This is a genomic window from Blautia marasmi (genome assembly GCF_900258535.1).
Taxonomy (GTDB): Bacteria; Bacillota; Clostridia; order Lachnospirales; family Lachnospiraceae; genus Blautia; species Blautia hominis.
The window spans coordinates 5481500-5505661 of the sequence record NZ_OIWX01000001.1 but is presented as its reverse complement, the minus strand read 5'-3'; the positions used below and the strand labels follow the sequence as shown (position 1 = coordinate 5505661).

23 protein-coding genes are annotated in these 24162 nt (G+C 46.7%); 16 read left to right on the top strand and 7 right to left on the bottom strand.

The window, feature by feature from the left end; all coding sequences use genetic code 11:
• Window positions 1-76: 76 nt before the first annotated feature.
• From C6P39_RS24225 to C6P39_RS24200, 6 genes are all read right to left on the bottom strand, one after another.
• Window positions 77-2332 (bottom strand): ATP-binding cassette domain-containing protein, encoded by a 2256-nt coding sequence (locus C6P39_RS24225; protein WP_104805478.1) that lies wholly within the window; start codon window positions 2330-2332, stop codon window positions 77-79.
• A 133-nt stretch (window positions 2333-2465) separates the two neighbouring features.
• On the bottom strand, window positions 2466-3152 hold the full coding sequence (locus C6P39_RS24220; protein WP_104805477.1) for an ABC transporter ATP-binding protein: 687 nt from the start codon (window positions 3150-3152) through the stop codon (window positions 2466-2468).
• A 22-nt stretch (window positions 3153-3174) separates the two neighbouring features.
• A complete protein-coding gene (locus tag C6P39_RS24215) occupies window positions 3175-5652 on the bottom strand; it encodes an ABC transporter permease (RefSeq protein WP_104805476.1) in 2478 nt (825 codons plus the stop codon).
• A gap of 171 nt (window positions 5653-5823) precedes the next feature.
• Window positions 5824-7236 carry a sensor histidine kinase gene (locus C6P39_RS24210; RefSeq protein ID WP_104805475.1) on the bottom strand — a complete coding sequence of 471 codons (1413 nt, stop codon included), beginning with the start codon at window positions 7234-7236 and terminating at the stop codon, window positions 5824-5826.
• On the bottom strand, window positions 7237-7941 hold the full coding sequence (locus C6P39_RS24205) for a response regulator transcription factor (RefSeq protein WP_104805474.1): 705 nt from the start codon (window positions 7939-7941) through the stop codon (window positions 7237-7239).
• Between the two features lie 114 nt (window positions 7942-8055).
• Window positions 8056-8862 (bottom strand): AraC family transcriptional regulator, encoded by an 807-nt coding sequence (locus C6P39_RS24200; RefSeq protein ID WP_095172939.1) that lies wholly within the window; start codon window positions 8860-8862, stop codon window positions 8056-8058.
• 148 nt (window positions 8863-9010) lie between these two features.
• Between C6P39_RS24200 and C6P39_RS24195 the strand changes: the two genes are divergently transcribed.
• The 13 genes from C6P39_RS24195 to C6P39_RS24140 all read left to right on the top strand — a co-directional run bounded on the left by C6P39_RS24195 (window position 9011) and on the right by C6P39_RS24140 (window position 18513).
• Window positions 9011-11020 carry a beta-galactosidase gene (locus tag C6P39_RS24195; RefSeq protein ID WP_104805473.1) on the top strand — a complete coding sequence of 670 codons (2010 nt, stop codon included), beginning with the start codon at window positions 9011-9013 and terminating at the stop codon, window positions 11018-11020.
• A gap of 239 nt (window positions 11021-11259) precedes the next feature.
• Entirely contained in the window at window positions 11260-11901 is a 642-nt protein-coding gene (locus tag C6P39_RS24190) for a CatB-related O-acetyltransferase (RefSeq protein ID WP_095172941.1), read from the top strand.
• A 96-nt stretch (window positions 11902-11997) separates the two neighbouring features.
• Window positions 11998-12159 (top strand): hypothetical protein, encoded by a 162-nt coding sequence (locus C6P39_RS27620; RefSeq protein WP_156087459.1) that lies wholly within the window; start codon window positions 11998-12000, stop codon window positions 12157-12159.
• Window positions 12160-12180: 21 nt separating this feature from the next.
• On the top strand, window positions 12181-12453 hold the full coding sequence (locus tag C6P39_RS24185; protein WP_187144011.1) for a DUF3781 domain-containing protein: 273 nt from the start codon (window positions 12181-12183) through the stop codon (window positions 12451-12453).
• Window positions 12450-13241, top strand: coding sequence for a class I SAM-dependent methyltransferase (locus C6P39_RS24180; RefSeq protein ID WP_104805472.1), 792 nt, complete (start codon window positions 12450-12452; stop codon window positions 13239-13241). Before C6P39_RS24185 ends, C6P39_RS24180 begins: the two co-directional genes overlap by 4 nt.
• A gap of 48 nt (window positions 13242-13289) precedes the next feature.
• Complete coding sequence (locus C6P39_RS24175; RefSeq protein WP_242987127.1) at window positions 13290-13739, top strand: ribosomal maturation YjgA family protein; 450 nt, start codon at window positions 13290-13292, stop codon at window positions 13737-13739.
• A 17-nt stretch (window positions 13740-13756) separates the two neighbouring features.
• A complete protein-coding gene (locus C6P39_RS24170) occupies window positions 13757-14422 on the top strand; it encodes a CPBP family intramembrane glutamic endopeptidase (RefSeq protein ID WP_104805470.1) in 666 nt (221 codons plus the stop codon).
• Window positions 14423-14529: 107 nt separating this feature from the next.
• Window positions 14530-15273, top strand: a complete 744-nt coding sequence (locus C6P39_RS24165; RefSeq protein WP_104805469.1) for a MerR family transcriptional regulator — start codon at window positions 14530-14532, stop codon at window positions 15271-15273.
• 218 nt (window positions 15274-15491) lie between these two features.
• Window positions 15492-16226 (top strand): ABC transporter ATP-binding protein, encoded by a 735-nt coding sequence (locus C6P39_RS24160; RefSeq protein WP_104805468.1) that lies wholly within the window; start codon window positions 15492-15494, stop codon window positions 16224-16226.
• Window positions 16213-16956 carry an ABC transporter permease gene (locus tag C6P39_RS24155; RefSeq protein ID WP_095172947.1) on the top strand — a complete coding sequence of 248 codons (744 nt, stop codon included), beginning with the start codon at window positions 16213-16215 and terminating at the stop codon, window positions 16954-16956. The genes C6P39_RS24160 and C6P39_RS24155 overlap by 14 nt, the downstream gene beginning before the upstream one ends.
• 269 nt (window positions 16957-17225) lie before the next feature.
• A complete protein-coding gene (locus C6P39_RS24150; protein ID WP_104805467.1) occupies window positions 17226-17765 on the top strand; it encodes a methylated-DNA--[protein]-cysteine S-methyltransferase in 540 nt (179 codons plus the stop codon).
• A gap of 60 nt (window positions 17766-17825) precedes the next feature.
• A complete protein-coding gene (locus C6P39_RS24145) occupies window positions 17826-18236 on the top strand; it encodes a DUF3788 domain-containing protein (RefSeq protein WP_104805466.1) in 411 nt (136 codons plus the stop codon).
• Window positions 18237-18312: 76 nt separating this feature from the next.
• The gene (locus tag C6P39_RS24140; RefSeq protein ID WP_104805465.1) at window positions 18313-18513 is read left to right on the top strand and encodes a nucleic acid-binding protein; all 201 of its coding nucleotides are present in this window, start codon (window positions 18313-18315) and stop codon (window positions 18511-18513) included.
• Window positions 18514-18742: 229 nt separating this feature from the next.
• Here the strand turns inward: C6P39_RS24140 and C6P39_RS24135 are convergent, their stop codons facing one another.
• Window positions 18743-19594 (bottom strand): hypothetical protein, encoded by an 852-nt coding sequence (locus C6P39_RS24135; RefSeq protein ID WP_104805464.1) that lies wholly within the window; start codon window positions 19592-19594, stop codon window positions 18743-18745.
• 352 nt (window positions 19595-19946) lie between these two features.
• On the opposite strand from C6P39_RS24135, the gene C6P39_RS24130 reads away from it, so the two are divergent.
• The 3 genes from C6P39_RS24130 to C6P39_RS28050 are packed head-to-tail and all read left to right on the top strand — an operon-like array spanning window position 19947 to window position 24150.
• Window positions 19947-22862: a hybrid sensor histidine kinase/response regulator gene (locus tag C6P39_RS24130; RefSeq protein WP_104805463.1), complete on the top strand. Its 2916-nt coding sequence runs from the start codon at window positions 19947-19949 to the stop codon at window positions 22860-22862.
• Window positions 22859-23755 carry an ABC transporter substrate-binding protein gene (locus tag C6P39_RS24125; RefSeq protein WP_242987126.1) on the top strand — a complete coding sequence of 299 codons (897 nt, stop codon included), beginning with the start codon at window positions 22859-22861 and terminating at the stop codon, window positions 23753-23755. Before C6P39_RS24130 ends, C6P39_RS24125 begins: the two co-directional genes overlap by 4 nt.
• On the top strand, window positions 23752-24150 hold the full coding sequence (locus C6P39_RS28050) for a type 2 periplasmic-binding domain-containing protein (protein WP_242987125.1): 399 nt from the start codon (window positions 23752-23754) through the stop codon (window positions 24148-24150). The genes C6P39_RS24125 and C6P39_RS28050 overlap by 4 nt, the downstream gene beginning before the upstream one ends.
• Window positions 24151-24162: the final 12 nt, after the last annotated feature.

The window sequence follows — 24162 nt, the reverse complement described above, 5'->3', positions numbered from 1 at the left end:
TTCGTGTTTCTTGCTTTATCTTACACCTTGCCCTAAGGGAAAGGTCAATCACCATTTTCAGGAAAAGATGAAAGGATCAATGTTCCAAAGATTTTCGGAGGTATCTGGCTGTAATGGTGTCCGCGCTGTCTGCCATTTCCTGAGGGGTACCGGTAAAGACCACCCGGCCTCCGGCAGTTCCGCCGTCAGGTCCCACATCTATGATATGATCCGCCTGTTTCATAACATCCAGATTATGTTCGATCACAATGACCGTGCTGCCCCGCTTCACAAATCCGTCCAAAAGCCTCATGATATTTTTTACATCTGAGGCGTGCAGTCCTGTTGTGGGCTCGTCCAGAAGGTAGATATTCCCTTTTTTGTCCAGGTATTTTGCCAGTTTCACCCTCTGGCGTTCACCTCCGGAGAGTGTGGAGAGAGGCTGTCCGAGAGTCAGATAGGAAAGTCCCACCTCAATCATGGCCCTAAGTTGTTTGTGGATCTTTTTGTTTTCCCGGAAGAATTCCGCAGCTTCCTCAGCAGTCATGTTCAGGATGTCTAAAATATTTTTACCTTTAAACCGGTAAGACAATGCTTCTCCGCTGTACCGACTGCCCTCACAGACTTCGCACACCGTGGTGACAGGGTCCATAAAGACCAGTTCTGTTACCACAATCCCCTTTCCTTTGCAGGCAGGGCAGGCGCCTTTGCTGTTAAAGGAAAAGAGGGAGGCGTCCACTGCGTTTTCTGCTGCCAGCAGTTTGCGGATATCGTCAAAGAATCCCAAAAACGTTGCCGGTGTGGAACGACCGGTGGCTGTGATAGGAGACTGGTCCACCAGGACCACCCGGTCCGCATACTGCTGTGCAAACACATCGCGGATCAGGCTGGACTTGCCGGAGCCGGCCACACCGGTGACAACAGTCAGCACATTGGTGGGGATATCAACAGAGACTTGTTTCAGATTGTGAATGTCTGCGTTTCTTACCGGCAGGAACTGGCTGGCTTTTCTGGGGTTTGGCTTGATGGGGATATATTCCAGCATGGCGTTCCCCGTCAGTGTTTTAGAGTGGAGCAGCCCTTCATAGCTGCCCTGATACAAAATCTGTCCGCCGTTTCTGCCTGCCAGAGGACCTACATCGATCACCTCATCCGCAATGGAGATAACATCCTTGTCATGCTCCACCACAAGGACGGTGTTTCCTTTATTTCGCAGGCTCTGCAGCAGTTTAGTCATACGGTGGACATCCCGTGGATGCATTCCGGTACTCGGCTCATCAAAAATGTAAGTCATGCCTGTGAGGGAGCTGCCCATATAGCGGACCAGTTTCAGACGCTGTGCCTCCCCTCCTGACAGGGTAGTGGATTCCCGGTTCATGCTGAGATAGGGCAGTCCGATATCGATCATGCGGGTTAGGGAAGACGTCAGGGTGTTGACGATAGTCTGCCCTCTGGGATTGGTGATCTCCTGCAGGATAGTGCAGAGTTTTGTGAATTCCATATCACACATTTCGTCAATGCGGTATCCGTTCACCCGGCAGGAGAGTGCAGCTTTATTCAGCCGCTTTCCACGGCAGACAGGGCATTCCCGCTCTTTTACCAGTTTCTTCAGACGGAGAAGGGAGCGGTCACTGGAGTTTGACAGATCCCGTTTGATAAGAAGCCGGTTCAGGTGATTGTAAATCCCCTCTATCTTTTTATTCACCTGTTCCTGGCCTCGTTCATATGCGCCATAAAGCAGAAGATTTCTCTCTTTTTCAGAGTAGTCCTTCCATTTTTTATCCAGATCAAACAGCCCGCTCTGGGTATATTGTTTCCAGTACCAATTCCCTGCATGGAATGCGGGAAGTTCTACCATACTTTCATTCCAGCTTTTATCCGGAGCCAGAACCTGATCCATATCCAAATCCAGGATTCTGCCGATACCGGAGCATTCCGGACACATACCGTTGGGATCATTAAAGGAGAAGTAGGACGCTGTCCCCACGTAAGGTTCTCCGATCCGGGAAAAGAGCAGACGCAGGGCCGAATACATGTCACTGATAGTCCCAACTGTGGACCGGGCGTTTCCGCCCAGTCTCGACTGGTCTATAATGACAGATGCGGTGAGATTATCTATAAAATCCACCCTCGGTTTTTTGTATTTGGGCAGTCTGCCGCGGATAAATGCCGTGTAGGTCTCATTCATCTGCCTCTGGCTTTCGGCTGCTATGGTATCAAATACAATACTGGACTTGCCGGAACCCGAAACACCTGTAAAGACAACGATTTTTTCTTTGGGTATCTCTAAAGATACATTTTTTAAGTTATTCTGCTTCAGCCCCTGGATGATGATTTTTTCTTTATGAGACATGATGTTCCTCACTTTCTTTTTGAAGTATCGTAACTGTTCCGTGCCCTCACGGTTACGAAATATCATCCATTATAACAGTATATAAAATAAATGTCCTGACTTTTTTTGCTCTTTTATGCCAAGAGCGGTCCAGTCAGATTAGGGCGCCATCCTGCACGGTGATCATGCGGCTACTGCATTTGGCAGCCTCCGGTGAATGGGTCACCATGATGATTGTCTGTCCGCTCCTGCGGTTGATGTCACAGAGCAGGTTCATGATCTCTGTCCCTGTTTTGCTGTCCAGATTTCCCGTAGGTTCATCTGCAAAAAGGATTTCAGGACTGCCGATCAGTGCGCGGGCGATGGCTACCCGCTGCTGCTGGCCGCCGGATAATTCCCTGGGGGTATGTCTGCGCCGGTCTGACAGTCCGGTGACCTCCAGAATCCGGCTGAGCTGTTCCCGGTGATCTTTTGTTTTTTTGCCGTCCAGAAGCAGCGGCAGCATAATATTTTCTTCCACGTTCAGATTGGGGATGAGATTGTAGAACTGAAAGACAAACCCTATTTTTTGTCTTCGTATCCGGCTCATTTTTTCATCGTCAAAACCGGAGATGTCCGTTCCGTTTAGAAAAACATGGCCGCTGGTAGGCGCGTCCAGTCCCCCAAGGATGTAAAGCAGTGTGCTTTTTCCAGAGCCGGACGGCCCCATAATGGATACAAATTCCCCTCGGTTTACACGCAGGGAGATATCGTTCAGTACCCTTGTGACCGTATCTCCCATGGAGAAATCTTTCATAAGGTGTCTGCCCTCAATGGCAGCGTGGCTGGTTATCTGTTTCATTTCATATCCTCCTGTTAAAGTATTATTCGCATTTGATCTCTTCCACCAGTTTCATTCGTCTGCTCTTGAAAATGGGAACAACTGAGCCGATCAGGGTAATGACAATGCCCATTGCCCCGGAGAGCAGGAACGTTTCTGCAGTTAGTTCCGGCGCCATGGAAATTTTGGGCCCGGCTACTAAAAAGATGGTCTGTATTTCCATATATGAGACAAGGACAGCGGTCACAGAACCGATCAGGCCGGAAGTAAACCCCTCCGCAAGTGTCATTTTTATATTTTGGCGGTTACTCAGCCCAACGGATTTATACATGGCGGTGGTGCGCCGTTTTTGAATATAGTTGATCAGCAGATTATTGATGATCCCCACAGCTGCCAACAGTAAAATAAAATACGTCATGCTGTGCATAGGCTGTAAAAAAGTGCCCACAGTGGACAGGGCATCTTTGTTGAATTCGTCTACCGTGCGGCTCCAGTTTGGAGTTTCGCCGAACATGCTGCGGATCTGCACCATGACAGCATCCGGGTCTAAAGCGGTATAGGCCAGAAAGCCATATGCCCGGGCACCGAAATCAGAGACCGCGCAGGCGGAGGGAATGACTGCCTGGTTGTCTGTGGCCCGGGATTTGAAACTGCCGGCCACCCGGTATGGGGACTGGTCGGTACCGTTTGACAGAGTAAGTGTATCTCCCGGGGAAATCCCGTTTTCTTCCATATAGTTTTCACTGAGAAGGATAACATGCTCTTCATTGCGGAAGGAGGAGAGTGCCTGGGATCTTTCTTCTGTGTCCGTGTAATGGAGCGCGAACATAGAGTTGTACCGATCCAGGTTATCGGTTGCTTCCAGGCGGCTGAACGTGGTGCCGCCTGCCTGGATCTGGTTATCAAAGACATGGACAGGGAGCACTTTTTCAACGCCATCCAGTTCTTTTACCTGCTCTACGAATTCCGGTTCCATATGCCCATCGGCGAATCCCTGAAGTTCAGCGCCGTTGAACACGTCACTGACATAAGTGGTAACAAAATCTCCGACAACCGTGATAGCGATAACAGCGGATATGCTGATAAAGAGCAGGGTGATATTTTGCGTAATGTTTTTATTGCCGCGCATATTGCGGGCGGCCAGCTTTCCTTCGTTTCCTAGGAAGGTTCCATAAACGTGTTCCAGAATAAAAGAAAGCACATGGGTGAGCTGCGGCACAAGAAGAATGGTGGCTGCGATCATACCCAAAAGGGAAAATCCGCCCAGAATATAGAGCATATTTCCTGCTGCCGCTCTCGGCAGGAGGGCAGAGGCAAGGAACAGCACCATACCGGCTGCTGCCGTCAAATATCCGGGAACCTGTTTTTCTTCCACAATGCCCAGAACAACCTCTTTTACAGGCAGGCGGCTCGCCCGGTGAATGGGCAGCCATGCAGATAAAAGAGAGACAAGAACAGCTGTGGCGAATGAGAAAAAGATGCAAAACGGTGTGATGACAACCGGGATCTCAATTCCCTGAGAGAGGGATTCCCCCATACCCTGCAGTATGAATTTGAGAACCAGGATCCCCACCGGGATGCCCAGCAGTCCGCCTATGCATCCGTAGAGGCCGCTTTCTATCATGAGGATGCCGGTGACCGTCTTCTGTGCTGCTCCGATACTTCGGAATGTTCCGATAACCGGAAGCCGGTCCAGGGTAATGACCTTGTAACTGCTGTAAATGATGAAGATACTCATAGTGAGTGAGAAGAAACTGATGAGGAAGAAGGGCATGGTTTTCTGCCTTGCATCGGCTGTTATCTGCGCTTCATTGACGGTTTCGGTTATCCGGTATGTTTCATCCGGTATTGCCTGTTCCAGTTCGTTTTTCAATACAGCCGCAGAAATCCCATCTGCCGGTTTTATAAGGATCTCACGGTATCCGCCTGTATATCCCAGGATATCGGCCAGAGTGGAATATGGCAGAAGAGCAGTAACACCTCTTGTGTGCCGCAGGAAAACCGTATCATAGGCTGCAATTTCCGCCACGCGCAGTTTTGTGGTCTTTCCGTTTATCTGCAGGGATATGGTATCCCCTTTCTTGATGTTATACTTTGAAGTAAATCGGTCCGGCAGTATCACCTGACTGCCAAAGAAATCTTTGATCTCACTGCCGTCCGCAAGCCGCGGCGGATTGATCTGCTCAAGTTCTGTCAGGTCAGCGGCGGCCAGGTCGACGGTCTCGTAATATCCGTCCTCATGGTAAAGTGCAGTTCCTTTCAGAATGCCGGCTTTCGCATCAATGGAAGTCAGATCGGGAATGTCATCTGTATAGACGGCACCGTCTTTTGCAGACACGGAAACGGCGGCATTACCAGCCATTCCCCGTGCCATTTTTCGCTGGGCGCTTTCATAGGAAGCCCCAATGGAGAAGGAGACAAACAGCAGTGAGGAGGAAAGAAGTATGGACAGCAGCATCACGGCTGTCCTCATTTTTTTCTCTTTCACATTTGTCAGAACATATTTTGTTATGATTTTCATGATTCACCTGCTTTCTGCCTGAAGAAGCATCCGGCTTCTCCGGCGCGTTTTTTATCTGCCTTTTTCCGTTTCATTCGTTCACCTCCTCAGAAAAGAAAAAGGCTGACATTTATCACAAGTACATGATAAACTGTCAACCTTAATATGAGTTTCAGTAAACCTTAATTAACCTTAACGCAGAGGGAGATCAATATAAAAGGTGGTTCCTGCACCGGGAGAACCGGATACGGAAATCTTTCCGCTGTGAAGTTCTACAATGTCTTTTGCAATGGCAAGGCCAAGGCCTGTTCCCTCCGGTTTCTGTTCTGTGGACGTTCCCCGGTAATACCGGTTAAAAATCTGCTCTGCTTCTTGGGCAGAAATGCCCTTTCCGTTGTCACTTATGAGGATCCGGAGTACAGGATCAGAAACACATGCCGAGAGGGTGACTTCTGTGTCAGGCTCCCCATGGGCAAAGGCATTGAGGATCAGGTTCCGGAAGGCTCTTGTAAAAAGTGTCTGGTCAAACGTATAGGGGATTGTTTCAAAAGAGGCTTCAAAGTGGATGGTGCGATGCGCAAACTCCGGGGTATTGAGAATATCGATCACCAGCTCTTTTAGAAAGCGTACTACATTTTGTTCCTTTGGTTTCATAGGGACCATGCCATTTGTCAATTGATAAGTAAGCTTCAGATCGTCGATCAGTGTTTCCATATACGCCGCATTTTTCAGCATGATACCAGCGTATTTTCTGCATTGTTCTTCATTTATATGTTGAGATTCCAGCAGTATTTCAGCGTAACCCTTGACAGGAGAGAGGGGTGTCTTCAGATCATGGGTGATGTTGGCGATCCATTCTTCCCTGGTTTTGTCGGTTTCCGCCTGCAGCCGGTCGCTTTCCCTGATCTCCTCATACAGTGTGTCCAGGCTCTCATAAAGGTCCGGAAAAATGCCCTTCCCACGGACGGGGAGGTATCTGCGCGAAGCAATCTCCCGGATGGAGATGGTAAGCTGTTTTACGGCTTTGGCAGTCCGGAAACCATAGAGTATGCCTGATATGGAGATGATGAGGAACAGCACGGCAGTTATGGGGAGTATGACGGACTTTCCGCCGGTAAAATGGTCGCCGTTTAAATACATGGTGATTTTGGAAAGCTTTACAGGGAAGTAAAGGATATAACTGTATTCTTTTCCCTCGTGGGAAAGTGTCCCAAGGAACGCAGAGGTATCACTTTTCTCTGTGGTGCCTGTCCGGTGAAGCGTAAGTAGAGCAGCAACGGAGTAGGATGTTTCAGCCTGAACCGGTTTTTGATAATGAAACAGCTCAAGACCGGAGGCGTCCAAAATCTGTATCCCGATCTCGTTCTTTTTAAGCAGCTCCAGGCCGGTCTGCTTGACTCTGGGGCTGTCATCTATGAAAATGATCTGTTCTTTAAAATTCTCTGAGATCTTACCGGGCCAGTCACTCCGCGCGTATGTGCCGTCAGGTTTTTGGACTGTTATGAGCCAGAAGGTGAGTATTGCGGCAGCAAGGAGGGTGCCCAGAAGAGAGAGGAAAAAAATGAGATAAACATGGAGCATGGTGCGGCAGCCGGATTTTTTCATCTAATCAGTCCTTTTCCTGAGTTTGTATCCCAGGCCTTTCACAGTGATAAGCTGTTTGGGTTTAGACGGTGTATCTTCAATCTTTTCCCGGAGATGGCGGATATGGACCATGATAGTATTGTCACAGATACTGCTGTACTCTCCCCATACCTGTTCATAAAGCCGCTCCTTGCTGATGATCTTATCTGTATTTTCCATGAGGTAGGCTAGAAGAAGGAATTCCCGTCCGGTCAACGGGATCTCTTGTCCGGATCTATATGCCCGGCCGCTCTCTTTGTCAAGGGAGAGAGGCCCTGCTTTTAAAACAGGAACGTTTCCCGGGGAGGCTGCCAGCGAGTACTTCTGTCTGCGGAGCTGTGCCTTGACACGGTAAACCACTTCACGGGGACTGAAAGGCTTGGTAATGTAATCATCCCCGCCGCAGGAAAGCCCCAGGATTTTATCAATATCGTCATTTCTGGAGGAGAGAAACAAAATGGAGCAGTAGGAGAATTCACGGATTTTTCTGCATACTTCAAGTCCATCCAAGTCAGGGAGCATAATGTCCAGAATGATTACATGAGGCTCAAATTCCCGGCAGACAGCCAGTGCCTCCGCTCCGGTATAAGCTTTCCGGATGTGGCAAAAGCCGTCTTGTGTCAATACTTCTTCCATCAGATCAGCGATATCTCTTTCATCATCTACCAATAGGATTTTTTCATCCATGATTTTCACCTGTTCCTTCCGAGATAGACTGCTTTACGGATAAGCAGCCTTATATTTTGTAAGCTGAAAGTATACAAGAACAAAAGAATAGAGTCAAGTTTGGGATTCGGTAACCTAATTGAGGTTCCGGAAACCCAGAGGCGTTATGCCTGTCATTTTTCTGAAAACTGATATAAAATGACTGGAATCCGTAAATCCCACCTTGTGGGCAATATCCTGGACCTCCATGCGGGGATTTATGAGCAGGTATTCTTTTGCCTTGTTGATTCTGTAGATCGTCAGATATTCATAAGCGGAGCATCCGAGAAAACGGTTGAACAGCCGTGACAGATACTGAGGCGAGATAAAGACCTGCCGGCTTAATTCCTGCACGGTGAGCTCCGTGTTATAATTTGTTTCGATTTCCTGTATTGCAGGGGCAACATATCTCTGATACAGGGAATCTTCCATCAAGTTACGGGTATAGATGCCGTCCGCAAAAAAAAGCAGCAGCCGGTAACAGTCCGTGGACAGGGCTTTTACATCCATGGGAGGGTTCTCATATTTTTTTACTATATGGGAGATCAGTGATGCGATCTGTATTCCCTGCTCCTTATCTATAAAGAGGAACGGCCTGTTTCCCAGAAGCCTGGGGATGCTGCTCTCGATGGTTCCCGTAAAGGTGGCAAACATGGTAAGCCATTCATCTGTCTTTCTACCATAAGAATGTTGGATGAACGGCGCGATGAATACACCTTCCCCTTCCGGCAGAAGGTACTTTTTTCCCTGAATGGTTATTCTTCCGGTGCCTTTTTCGGACTGAAGGTAATGACAGAGCGGATAGCCTTTGGGGCGGGAGGTACTTTCCTGTACCCAGTGGTTTCCTATGGAATCAAAGGTAAAAGGCTCGCTGACCGGTGTGCTCCTAAAATGGATTGGCATAAGTATCACCTGTTTCAAAATATTATATTATTTAGCTTAACATATTACACAATAATCTGTCCATCTATAATATAATCAAGTTAGCCGATGACAAAGAGATTGGCATGGAGCTTTTGGGTGATTATAAGCAGAATAAGGAGACAGTGACATGAAAGGTAATTTTAAAAGAATTTTATACGGCGGGGACTATAATCCGAACCAGTGGCCAAAGGATATCTGGCAGGAAGATATGAGGATCTTTAAGGACGCACATATCAACAGCGCGACCGTTAATGTTTTTTCATGGGCAAAGATCCAGCCTTCAGAGGAAGTCTATGATTTCAGTGAGCTGGATGAGATCATAGAGATGCTTAGCAGGGAGAAGTATGACATTGTGCTTGCAACGTCCACAGCAGCGCTTCCGGCCTGGATGGTAAAGCGGTACCCGGAGGTGGCAAGGACTGATTATGAGGGAAGACACCACAAGTTCGGACAGCGGCATAATGCCTGTCCAAATTCTCCGGTTTATCAGAAGTATGCCGGGGCACTTGCAGGAGAATTGGCAAAAAGATACGGGAGCAATAAGCATGTCACTTGCTGGCATATTAACAATGAATACGGCGGGGACTGCTATTGTGAGAATTGCGAAAAAGCATTCCGGGTCTGGCTGAGGAAAAAATATAAAACATTGGAAGCGCTGAATAAAGCATGGAATCTGGAGTTTTGGGGACATACCATTTATGACTGGGATGAGGTTGTGCTGCCGAATGCGCTGAGCGAAGGACTGGATAATGATAAGACTGCATTTGCGGGGATTTCCATAGATTACCGCAGATTTATTTCAGACAGCCTTCTCAGCAATTTTGTTATGGAGAGAGACGCGGTACGCTGTTATGATAAGGAAACCCCGGTTACCACAAATCTGATGGGAACATACAAGGGCCTGGACTATTTTAAATGGGCGAAAGAAATGGATGTGGTGTCCTGGGATAACTATCCCAGTTACAATACTCCCTGGAGCCAGACCGCTATGTGTCATGATCTGATGCGGGGACTGAAGGATGAGCCGTTCATGCTCATGGAGCAGACACCCAGCCAGCAGAACTGGCAGCCGTATAACTCCCTGAAAAGGCCGGGACAGATGCGGGCACAGAGCTATCAGACCATTGCCCATGGGGCGGATACCATCCAGTTCTTCCAGCTTCGCCGAAGCGTGGGGGGCTGTGAAAAATTCCACGGGGCGGTGATCGCACATGTGGGAACCGAAGATACGAGAGTTTTCCGGGAAGTAAGTCAACTGGGGCAGGAGTTGGAACAACTGGGAGATATGACACTCGGTTCCGTGAATGAAGCAGAAGTGGGAATCGTATTTGACTGGGATAATTACTGGGCACTGGAATATACCAGCGGACCTACGGTGGATTTGACATATGTGGATCAGATCCATCAGTATTACAAATATTTTTACGACCGCAATATTCCGGTAAATATGATACCTTTTGAAGGAGATCTTGACAGGTATAAAATCATTGTGGCCCCTGTGCTCTACATGGTAAAAGAAGGGATGCGGGAAGCCTTGGAGAACTTTGTACGAAAAGGCGGAGTCCTGGTCACCACGTATATGAGCGGAATTGTTGACCAGTCGGATAATGTGTATCTGGGCGGATATCCGGGAGTATTAAGCGATATGGCCGGCGTGTGGGTGGAAGAAATAGATGCCCTGGCACCGGAACAGGAAAACACAGTGATCTTTCATGACGGGGAAAGTGTACCGGGCAGGCTGGTATGTGACATCATTCATCTTAAAGGTGCGGAATGTATTGGCAGATATGGAAAAGATTTTTATGCGGAAAGTCCGGCAGTTACCAGAAACCGGTTTGGAGACGGGCATGTATATTACATAGGCACCGGAATGGACTGCCCGGGAATTGCAAAGGTTCTTGACATGGCAGCAGAAGATGGATGTGTGAAACCGGTTGTGGAGGAAGAGACCGGGCTTGAGATCACCTGCAGAAGGAAAGACGGATACAGGTATTATTTTGTCATCAACTTTAAGGAGGAAGATTTGGAAATCCCGTCCTGTCTTGCGGGAAATACGGATGTTCTGACGGGAGAGCCTGTGCGGAGCGGAGATACACTTTCAAAATATGATGTGAAGATCATTCGTATAAAGGAGTAGAACAGCAGTAACGGCAAAAAAGGAGCTGATGCACCAGATGATGGGGCATTAGCTCCTTTTTGGAAAAGAACGCTTGTTCTGTACACCGCTCTATGTTATACTGTAAGAAATCAATGTATAAGAATGGATACAGACCGGGAACCGGAATTTCTGTAAGTAGAGGTGGTATGAGGTGAAACGTTGTATTGCAGTGGCCGGAATAGCTTAGAGACCAAATATTGATTCTAGGAGGATTTTATATGACTATTCCGGAGAAAGAGATTTATCCCCGCACAGGAGATAAACAGACTATTTATTTAAAAAGTGTGATCACAGACCCTGGCATAACCGTGGGCGAATATACAATGTATAACGATTTTGTCCATGACCCGGTGCTGTTTGAAAAGAATAACGTATTGTATCATTATCCGATAAACAAGGATAAACTGATCATCGGGAAATTCTGTTCGATTGCCTGTGGTGCGAAATTTTTGTTTAACAGTGCCAACCATACGTTCCGCTCTTTGTCAACATATCCGTTTCCGCTTTTCTTTGAAGAGTGGGGGCTGGATAAAAAGAATGTGACGGATTCCTGGGACAACAAAGGAGATATTGTGATCGGCAATGATGTGTGGATCGGTTACGAGGCTGTGGTCATGGCAGGTGTCACCATTGGCGACGGGGCAGTCATAGGAGCCCGTGCGGTTGTGACTAAGGATGTTTTACCCTATACAATTGTGGGAGGGATACCTGCGAAGCCCATAAGAAAACGCTTTTCAGAGGAAACCATTTCGGCACTGCTTGCACTCAAGTGGTGGGACTGGCCAAAAGAGAAGATCGCGCAGAAGATAGAAGCGATTCAATCCGGCTGTGTGGAACAGCTTCGTGAAAGCAACCAGTAATTACAGCGGCAGTAAGAAGGGGGCCTTTCGGGGCCCCTGACTGATATGTGTGCAGGATATTGTCCGGTCTTCAAATACGAAAGGATGTGAAGTGATATGAAAATAGATATGGTTCCCCGCATTTTGCAATTGGTGTCCCTGGTGCTTATGCTGATCAGTCTGTATTCAAAAGAAGAGATGCCATTGATCCTTGCAGCCATTGTAATGGTCATCTGTGTCGCTCTGAATTTTTATCTGAGCGCAAAAGACAAAAAATAAATTTATCATAGGGAAGTGACAATGGAGAAAGAGATAAAGAATGCCCTGCTTGAAAATCTGGACAAATTACATACAACAGAATTAGGTGTTGTACGGATCAAGAGAAATCTTTCACTGGACACGGATCTGGTGGTGGAATGGTGCAAAACAGAAATACGATCACCACGTGCCGGTATCACAAGAAAAGGAAAAAATTGGTATGTAGATATAGATGGCTGTGTGATAACTGTAAATGCCAATAGCTGGACGATCATAACAGCACACAGGGAAAAGCGCGGAGGGCGCAAGAAATGAATTATATAAAAGAGAACAAAGCAGCATGGGAGGAAGCGTTTGAACACAGGCATCCTGGCTGGGGAGAAGAAAATCATATAGAATTAATACATGAGAGACTTCCGTTTTTCTGCCCGGATGTCATAAAAGAACTGGAAGCAATAGAGTTCAAAGAGAAAACCATTTCCCAGTTTTGCTGCAACAATGGGCGCGAACTTCTGTCTTTGATGCAGTTGGGCGCTAAAAATGCGGTTGGTTTTGATATTGCGGAAAATATCATAAAACAGGCAGAAGAAACGGCAGCGAAAGCCGGTATTGATAACTGTCAGTTCGTCTCCTGTAATATACTTGAGATTCCGGATACTTACAGAAGTCAATTTGATTTTATCCTGTTTACTGTCGGGGCCCTCACATGGTTTGAGGACCTGAAGCTGCTTATGGGAAAAGTTTCCGATTGTTTAAAACCGGGAGGAATGCTGTTTATCCATGACTTTCATCCGGTCATGAATATGCTGCCACTGCCCGGTGAACCGGCATTTGACGAGCAGCATTTAAATAAAATAGAATATTCCTATTTCAGAAAAGAACCATGGATAGAGAACGAAGGTATGGGATATATGTCGGAGACCTATGATTCAAAGACATTTACCAGCTTCTCCCACACAATGGCTGACCTGATCAATGCAGTCAGTTCTGCACAGATGCGTGTTGTGAAATTGAAAGAGTTTGATTACGATGTTGGATTGACAGAGGCCTATGATGACAAGGGATTTCCGCTGTCTTATCTTTTGATCAGCGAAAAGAGATAGCCGTTCCATCTCCCATACGGGGACCGAAAGGAACGGATTTTATAGTACATGGGAGAAGAAATGCAGGGAAACGGCGAAAAAAAGTGGGAGCGAAATAGAATCCTATATTTGATCCTGATCATAACAACCATGATCCTTGGAATCTCATCCAGAAAGTTTGGATCATATCTTCCGGTATTGCTCCGGGACTATGCCGGAGATACGCTTTGGGCGCTCATGGTATTCTGGGGAATCGGGTTTTTGTTTTCAAAAATATCCACAGGGAAGGCGGCGATCGCTGCCCTGTTATTTTCCTATACGATTGAGTTTTCACAGTTATATCAGGCAGAATGGATCAATGTGCTGCGCCATACAACCTTGGGAGGCTTGGTATTGGGGTTTGGCTTTCTGTGGAGTGATCTTGTGTGCTACACCGTGGGGGTTCTGGCCGGAGGGCTGATAGAAAAAGGGTTATGGAGATTCCTGTTACGGCCCAAAAATGAAACAGGAAATGCATGAATTGAGGATGGAGAATTATGGGGGAATCCTATTTAAAAATCGGAAAAGCTTTTGGGTGGACTGTTGTATATTTGGGAGTTATGCTGTTTTATACATTTTTAGATGTAACAGTATGGCGGAATGTATTTCCTGAGACAGCTGGCTGGCTTAATACGATAACAACGATCATTTGTGTATGCGGATTCATAGAGTTATTGAGAAAAAAGGGATATCGGGTCAATATGCTGGCAAATATAACACCAACCGGTCTTTTGCTTGCGGTTGGATGTTCTGTTTTGTTTTATCTGCTTCTGGATAATTTCCTGGACCCTATATTTGAAAGTCTCTTTCCTGTAAGTGAACAAAATTATCAGGAGACAATACAGAGTTTACGCGCAGCACCGGTTACAAGTCTGCTGCAGGTATGTATCATTGCACCTGTCATTGAGGAAATATTCATGCGGGGGTTTGTTCTTGGTGGTCTGAAAAAAACTTATGGAGGTGCGGCGGCATTGCTGGTTTCGTCTGCTCTTTTTGCCCTCCTTCATTTCAATATGGTGCAGACTTTCTCAGCGTTTATATGTGCCATTTTCTTAGGGAGTCTTTATCTGTATAAAGAATCTATATTATGCTGCATCGTTGCACACTGCGGTTATAATCTGATATCGTATGTTACGATGATCTATCCATATATAGAAAAGTAAATGCCCAAATACCGTGATCATTTCTCACAAGTCCTGAAAAAAACCCTCCATTATAACACCAGACTTTTTGTTGGTGGTACTGTAATTTTGTAAGGAGGTGTTGATCAATGAAAACATATAAAACTTTAGAAATTGCACAACTCATCGGCATTCATCCCAACACGGTCCGTATGTATGAAGATTTGGAGCTGATTCCAAAACCGGAGAGGCAGCCAAATGGTTACAGAGTTTTTACAGATATTCATGTAGAACAATTCCGGCTTGCACGCCTTGCGTTTCAGATTGAGGTGCTGCAAAACGGACTGCGAAGAAAAATCGTGCATATGGTAAAAACATCCGCAGCAGGCGACTATGATACGGCATTGAAGCTCACACAGGAATATCTGATGCAGGTCAGAGAGGAAATAGCCAATTCGGAGGAGGCTATTGTGATTGTAAAACAGATTTTAGACGGCCGGACGGAAGAAAACATCCACGCAATGAAAAGGAAAGAAGTATCCGAATACCTGAAAATTTCTATGGATACCTTGAGAAATTGGGAAATGAATGGCCTGCTGACTGTTCGGCGCAAGCGCAACGGGTATCGTGTTTATACCGATGAAGATATAAAACGGCTAAAGATCATCCGTTCCCTGAGATGTGCCAATTATTCACTGGAGGCCATTTTGACAATGCTTGTTCAGTTATCCCAAGATCCTGAGATAGATATAAAAAAAGCACTGGACACACCAAGAGAAGATACTGAAATCATTGCGGTATGTGATAAACTGGTGACGTCCCTCATGGCTGCAATGTGCAATGCGGAGAAAATGATCCTTAAACTAAAAGATATGAAAAGCAGATTTTCTTAACCACTCTTTTTTACCACCAATGTTATTTTGGCTAATAAGCATTAGGCGCAGTACGCTTCGTTTGACTAAGGCGTACTGCGCCTTAATTTTAGATATCACATTCCCCTTTGCGAACGGTACCTAAATTATGATGATTGAGTTTCAACCCTCCACTTTAACACCAATGTTTTTTTCCGTGATATCCTTGACCTTGATAAAACAATTAGGAGGAAGATCAAATGCAGGAAGTGATCAAAGTCGGGCAGCTTACAAAATCTTACGGTGAACTGACCGCAGTGGAAAACATAAGTTTATCGGTTGACAGGGGGATGGTTTTTGGACTGCTCGGGGCCAATGGCGCGGGAAAATCCACCACAATTGAATGCATTCTGGGTACGAAAAAGGCCGACCGGGGGATTGTCCGTATTTTAGGAACAGACCCATTAAAAGACCGGAAAAAACTTTTTGAGAAGGTGGGAGTTCAGTTTCAGGAGAGCAGCTATCAGGAGCAGATCACAGTGGCGGAGCTTTGTCAGGTGACGGCCTCTTTATACAAAAAATCTGCGGATCCCTTTGAACTGCTTGCAAGGTTCGGGATCGCGGATAAAAGGAAAAGTCTTGTCAAGGATTTATCCGGCGGGCAGAAACAGCGTCTGTTCATTGTTCTGGCACTGATACCCAATCCGGAAGTGGTATTTTTGGACGAACTGACTACCGGACTGGATGCAAAGGCGCGCCGGGAGGTCTGGAAGATCCTTTCAGACCTTAAGGAAAAAGGGTTGACTATTTTTTTGACCTCACATTTCATGGATGAGGTGGAAGCTTTATGTGACTGCATCTGCATTCTGCGGGAAGGGAAAATCGTTTTTTACGGCACGGTTTCTGAGGCTATAGAAAAAAGTCCATATGAGAAATTTGAGGATGCTTATCTTTGGTACACAGACGAGGAGGAACAGAACAATGAAAACATTTAAAACTATGTTAAAAACAGAACTGAGTTTGTCGCTGCGGGGAATGGATATGTTCATTTTTGCAATCTGTGTTCCAATCGTGGTATTGGTTATTCTGGGGATTCTATACGGGGATAAGCCTGCCTATCCGGGTGCGGAATTTACTTTTCTGGAACAATCTTTTGGAGCCATCGCCACGATCTCTATCTGTGCCGGCGGTGTCATGGGACTGCCATTGGTTGTATCTGATTACCGCAGCAGACATATACTGAAGCGTTATAAAGTCACACCTGTCAGTCCTTCTATGATCTTATTTGTGCAGGTAGTCATCTATACCCTATATGCGGTGATCTCCTTTTTATTACTGTATCTTACGGCGGCAGTTTTCTTCGGATATGAATTTCGCGGGTCTGTGTTTCAGTTTCTGGGGGGCTATCTTTTAGTGCTGGTATCCATGTTCAGCATTGGCATGATGGTGGGAGGTATTGCGCCTAATACAAAAATAGCAGGTGTGATCGCAAGTATATTATATTTCCCTATGCTGATATTTTCCGGTGCAACGCTTCCCTATGAGGTTATGCCTGATACCATGCAGAAAGCGGCGAATGTGCTGCCCTTGACGCAGGGGATAAAACTGCTGAAGGCAGCTTCTCTTGGAGAAAGTGTAGATCATGTGCTGATTTCCATTATTCTTATGGCCGTGATTGCCATATTTTGTACCGTGACAGCATTTCGTTTTTTTAAATGGGAATAAACACTGAAACTTCATGCGTAAGCGTAACGGGGCGGTTTTCATCCGCTCCGTTTTTCGGATTCTTCTATGGAATGGAAATGTGTTTTGTTGACAAAAACTGTCTATGCTATATAATAAAAACATAGGAAAATCAGTCCGGTGCAGGCAAAAAGGAACGGTTGATAATATGAAAAAAACAGGTATTTTTACCACAGCAAGGAACAGAAGCGGCTGAACATATACAAGGATCTGCAGAGAGAGCGGATGAAAGACGAGAGGAGTTAATGCTTATGATATATACAACAGATTATGCCTCACCGGTCGGAAGGATTTTGATCGCTGCGAAACACGAAGCATTGATCGGTCTCTGGATAGAAAATCAAAAATATTTTCTCGGCTCCATCAAAGAGGAAACAAAAACATGTCATGAACTGACAGTGCTTGTCCGGGCAAAAACCTGGCTGGACCGCTATTTTGGCGGGGAAAAACCGGAGACCAAAGAATTACCCCTTGCGCCTGAAGGCAGTGAATTTCGGAAAAGGATATGGGAAATCCTCATGGAGATTCCATATGGTGAGGTCACTACATATGGTGAGATAGCGGAAAAAGTGGCCGCAAGGCAGGGCATTGACAGAATGTCAGCGCAGGCAGTAGGCGGGGCGGTGGGGCATAACCCCATTTCCATCATCATCCCCTGCCACCGGGTGGTCGGTTCCAATGGCAGCTTGACGGGGTATGCAGGCGGCATTGATAAAAAGATAGCACTGCTCACACATGAGGGTGTTTCCATGGATAAATTCTTTGTGCCCCAAAAGGGGACTGCCCTGTAAAAGGCCCAAAATAGAAGAGGAGTTAAGGGATGCATAGACATGAGACCTGGAGGATTGCGTATGTATGAAAGAATGCTGAATAAACAGGAAGAGCCAACCATAACCCAAATGACTGCGTTCTGCGGTGAAAACGCAGAACTGTTTACGTTACTGAATGAGTGGTTATCCCAAACATATGGTTCTGCACAGAAGATCACGTTTCCCTACGGCAATCACTATGGCTGGGGAATCGCCCATAGAAAAAAGCAGAAACTGCTGTGTAATATTTTTGCAGAAGATAACGCATTTACCGTGATGATGAGATTATCTGATAAACAGTTTGATTCTGTATATAGCCAGGTGCGGAAATATACCCAGGACTTTATTGATAACAGATATTCCTGCGGGGACGGCGGCTGGATCCAATACCGTGTCACATGCAGGGAACAATTTGAGGATATTCAAAAATTATTATGTGTCAAATGTTCATAACCACAAATAGGAATGCCAAATTATTGATACTATAGAAAAGAAGCTATAAATGAAATGCACATAAGGAGGCGATCAAATGAGAGAATGTATTCGCTGCCACACAGAAATGGTTGAGGGCTGTGATCTGAAGGTTCAGGGAGCCGGGTATGGTATTATTTTGGCCGACAGTGAAAAGATATTTGCCAATAGGCTTGGAAAGCCTAAAGTTGCCGTCTGCCCCAGATGTGGGGAGGTTTCTATTTATTTTGATAATGTGGATCTGCTGAAAGAAAAATAAATGCCGTATAAGTTCTGGAACCGGCTTTTCTGTACGAGGGGCCTCCTAAAGATTTGCGGCATAAGTTCCTGATGATAAAACCAAGCAGGGCGGACTCCCCGGAAAAGGAAAGCCAGCCGGGCATATCAAGCTTTCTTTGATATGCCCGGCTGGCTTTATCAGATGACGCGTATGCCTGTTAAGCGCGAAGCCTTTTGAGCTGCAGTTCGGACCAGTTTTAAGCTGCTGCTTACCGGAAATAAAGGATCACAGGCACCGCGATGAGCACTAAATTGATGATCATACACACAATCTGTACGGGCCTTGATCTTACTTTTTTAACAAAAGCAGTTATTTTTTCGTTTTCCAGCCGCTGTTCTACCTGCTCTTTACAAGCGATTTGAAATACACCGCCGCAAGTCAGGCTGTTGGCGCGAAATACCAGCCACAGGCCGGGATTTCCTGTCAGCAGCACGCTTAGTATGGGACTGAGCAGGATGCCGATATGCAGATAGCCGATAGCGGGGCTGAATTCTCCCACAACGAAAAGCCAGTTCCAGATGGTGTAGGCAGCAAGCCAGCACACCGTACCGATGGCCATTACCTGGCTGGTGGTAAACAGTGTATCTGTGTGCGGACCGGCGTTGGCTGTGTAGATGGCGGTGAATGGTCCCGCGATGTTCGGGAACCACTCACCAGCCAGTGTGAAGACGGAGGCGCTGAGAAAGAGGCCGGTTACAAAGTTAAAGGGCTGGTGGTTCTTGAGCAGGTCTGTGATCGTAGCCTCCATACAATTGATGATGAGAAATACCAGAACAATGTTGACGTAAAGCCTGCCTCTCATCAATCCGAACAGGGGCAGGAGGATCAGTACGCGCATAACTACCAGCGTGCTGAGTTTCAATTTTTCAAACATTACCATTTTCAGCTTGCACAATACAATGATGGGCAGGATCACGTTGACGGGAAGGTTCACCCATAACGGAAAATAAGAGGCGAGCATGGACACCGCCAGAATCGCTGCAAACCAGATGAGGAAAGTGCCAAATTGACCTACTTTGTCGAAGAGTTTCCAAATACCGCAGGACTGTTTTTCTTTCATCGTGTTTCCTCCTTTTTTCAAAGCTGAACAATAGTTTCCTTACTATAAGTATAGCTTTTTCCGGTGCTTCTGACAAGTGAAGCGGCCATGATACGGCGTGTAATTTGCCGAATCCTTCCCCATGGCGATTTTTTATAAACATAGTCTCGTATTACTGACCTGCGCGTGGTATATCTGCCATGCGTGGGTCTTTTTTATGATCAGCTCGCAGCTTGATTTCGGCAGACAAAATGGCTAATCATTGATATTCTTAGCGGGATTTGTTATACTGATACTATTATTATGTATGTGAACAAAGACGCGGCAGAAGAAAATGGAACCATAAGATAGAAATCAACTGGAGGTACATAGATTGAAAGCAGGAGTAAAGAGGAAAAAGAGATCAGTTGTAATACTGGCAGTGTCCGCAGTGATTTTTTTGATCGCGCAGTCCCTGTCCGGTTTTTTTCTTGTGCAGATCATCGGAAGGATGAACCGCAGTGCAGATCAGAATCTCCTGACTTCCAGCCGGGTGATCAGCGAAGGGCTGAATAACAAGATTGCCGTTGACAGGGAGCTGGTGGTCACCCTGACAGATCTGCTTGCCATGGAACCGGAAAATGTAATGGAGGAGACGCTGCGGGAGTATGCAGGTTCCACTGACTTTTTTCGCTTTTCTTATGTAAATGCGGAAGGGGAAGGAATTGACAGCCAGGGCAATTTTGTCCAGGCATCGGATTTTCCGTTTGACGAACCTGGGATTTCAGAGGGAAGGGGCGGATTGTCAGCGCCCTATTATGGCTCCAGCGGGCGGATCCAGATTACATACCGGTGTCCTGTCAGAAAGGACGGAAAACAGACCGGTGTTATTTACGCGGACCGTATTGTAAATGATTATAACCTTCCCACCTTGTTTTCTTTTCATAATGGGGAGGGCTCTGCCTATGTGGTGGACAGCAGCGGGAACTTCATTATCAAGTCAAAAGGAACAGCAGCGGAAGAGGATGTGTACAGTTATCTGGAAAAGCAGGGAAACAGTGAGTCTGTACAGGAAACGCTCCGTCAGGTGATCCGGGAAGAAAAAAGCGGAGCCCTTGTGGTGATGAATGAGGATCAGAAATCTCTTCTGGGTTTTCTTCCCATAGGAGAACCGGAGGGATGCTATCTGATCACAGTGATTCCCCGTACGGTTCTCCAGAGGGAAGCGACCCCCATCATCGTTATGCTCTGCTGTATGTTCTGCCTGCTGCTGCTGGGCGGTTTAGCCATAGCTGTGCTGCTTGCGGGAAGGCAGTCCATGAAGGCAAATGTACAACAGAAGGAATACCGGGAGAGGTTGTTTAAAAATCTCTCTGCAAATATAGATTTTGCATTCCTTCTTTACACGCCCTCCGGACAGAAAGTGGAGCTGGCGTCAGATAATCTGCCCGGGCTTCTCGGCATTACGGCACAGCAGGTATTGGAAAGGCCCGAGCAGGTATTTGATGCCATTGGCGTGACGCAGGAGGATGGTGTCAGAAGCAGTTTCCTGGATGGGACACTGGAAGAACAGGTTACCAGGGAGAACATGGTTGGCATGGGACCCAGCGATGTCAGGCGGTGGATCGCAGTCCATCTGATTCCGGCGGACTACGGTCAGTATCTGGCGGTGTTCCATGAAACCACGGAGGAACACAACATACGGGAACAACTGGCAGATGCCCTGACACAGGCCCAAAACAGCAACCGGGCCAGGACCGCGTTCTTTTCTTCCATGTCCCATGATATCAGGACCCCTATGAACGGCATCATAGGCATGACAAACATTGCATTAAAGAACCTGGATGACAGGGAAAAGGTAGAATCATGTCTCAATAAGATCACGGCGGCTTCCGGTCATCTGCTGGAGCTGATCAATGAGGTGCTGGATATGTCCCGTATAGAGAGCGGAAGGCTCAGCCTTAAGGAAGAAAGCCTGTATCTGCCTGACTTGATCGCAAACCTTGTGTCTTTTATCAGGCCGGAGATGGATAAAAAGAAACAGAAACTGTATATGAGAGCGCCAATCCTGGAACATGACACGGTTATCAGTGACACCCTGCATCTGCAGAAAATCCTGCTGAATCTCTTGTCAAATGCAGTGAAATATACCCAGGAGGGCGGCGAGATCAGTCTGCAGATCACGGAATCCCCTGTGGAGGCGGAGGCCATACGGATGAGTTTTGTGGTTGAAGACAATGGGATTGGTATGAGTCCGGCATTTCTGGAGCGTATATTTATGCCTTTTGAGCGGGCAGAGGACAGCCGGATGAGTCAGGTCACCGGTACAGGACTGGGGCTTGCGATCACAAAGAATATTGTGGATATGATGGGCGGAGAGATCCGTGTTGAAAGTACGGAGCACGAGGGCTCACGCTTTACAGTGGAACTCCCTCTGAAACTGCCTGCACAGCAGATACAGGACAAACCGGATTTGACGGGATATTCCGTCTTGCTTGTGGATGATGACCAAGATGCCTGTGAGAGTATCTGTCTGATACTAGAAGAAGCCGGTGTCCGTGCCCATTGGGTATTGAACGGGGCAGACGCTGTGGAAGAGGCCTGGAAAGCACATAAGATGAGGAATGATTATGGTATGGTCATCCTTGATCTCAGAATGCCCGGGATGGACGGATTAGAGACGGCCAGGCAGATCAGAGACCGGTTAGGCAGCAGTGTGCCCATTCTTCTGTTGTCTGCTTGTGACTGGGAAAGTGTGAAGGATGAGGCTGTCTCAGCAGGGATCAACGGTTTCCTGACAAAACCGATTTTTAAAAAGAATCTTTTGGAACAGTTCATGTATTTCGTCCGGGGAAGAAAAAGTAAAACGGTTGAGGAAGTTTCGGAAGACACGATCAACCTGGAAGGTGTCCGTATCCTGGCAGCTGAGGATAATGAACTGAACCGGGAGATCATCATAGAGCTTCTGGAAAGCTGCGGTGCTGTTGTGGACAGTGCACGGGACGGAAGAGAAGCATTGGAATATTATTTGAGCAGCAGTCCGGGATATTACCGGATGATACTTATGGATATCCATATGCCTGAAATGAACGGGCTGGAAGCAGCAAGGGCTATCCGGGCTTCCGCAAGGCCCGATGCGGCTTCCATTCCGGTGATCGCCATGACAGCGGACGTATTTAAAGAGGATATTCGCAGATGCAGGAATGCGGGAATGAATGCGCATATTGGAAAACCGTTGGAGAATGCTGTATTTTTCCGTACACTTCAAGAATTTATAAATATCCCGCAGGATTCGGAGGAAAAACAATGAAGAAAACAGTAGGATTGGCAGGGGTACTTCTTGTCCTGGCCCTGTCAGCGGCCGGCTGTCAAAAGAAACAGGATGTGCCGGAAGTATATCTGGATGAGAGCATTCCGGAAACACCCGTGGCGGTTTTTACACAGAATGACCTGGTATCAGATATGATCCAGGAGTGCTGTGAGAAGGTAGTGAACCGGGACGGGAGCAGTAATATTGTTGTCTATAGTGATTCTGCAGAATATTATGCGGATGAAGGACTGTCATACCGGGAGCTTCTTTTGAAACGCCTGTCATCGGGAACCGCAGATGATCTGTATCTGATCCCCGCGGAGGATGTGCTGGAGTTTGATGAAAAAGGGTTTCTTTATGATCTGTCTGATTTAGACTGTATCCGTAATCTGTCACAGGATGCTTTGATTCAGAGCACGTATGACGGAAAGGTATTTTCACTGCCATTATCCTATACCTGCTTTGGCTTTGTTTGGAATGTGGAAATGCTGAAGAAATATGCTCTGGAAGTACCGGAAAATCTGGATGAATTTTTAAATGTATGTGAAAAACTAAAAGATAACGGAATTCTCCCTTATGGAGCAAATAAAGATTTCGGATTGACGGTTCCGGTTATGTGTGCGGGACTTTATGATGTTTACCAGGGGGAAGGCTCGGAGGAAAAACTGGAGGCGTTGTCGGATGGGACTGCCCCAGTCAGTGAGTATATAGGAAAAGGGTTTGAATTCCTTCAGATGATGATTGACAGGGGATATATGGATTCGGAAAAAGCACTTGACACACTGCCTTTCAGGGAGGAGGAATCCGAGTTTTTCGCGGAAGGAAACTGCGCCTTTATCTGTGCGATCTACCGGGCAGAACCTTTGAGGATTTTCCGTTTGAGATTGAGATGACGCCGCTGCCGGTACTGGAGAATGGGTCTATCTGTGTGGTGGGAGCAGATCAGAGAGTGGCAGTTAACCCCTGTTCTAAAAACCTGGAAGGGGCCATAACCATCATGGAGACATTAGGACAGACAGAGCAGCTTGATTCCTTTGCCAAAAGCCTTGGAAAGATTTCAACATCCAAAAATGCCACCGCACCTGATATCCCTCAGTCGGATTCCATAATAGCATGTGTAGCCGAGGGGGATCAAATACCAAACCAGGATTTCCGCCTGCATTTTAATGTCTGGGATACGGTAAGAGAGTTGAGTCAGCAGCTTTGCCAGGGGCAGAGTGTGGATGAAGTGACAGCAGAATATGATTCCAGGCAGAAGGAGGAAATCGCCCTGTATGGAAAGCAGTGAGGCGCTGCCCAT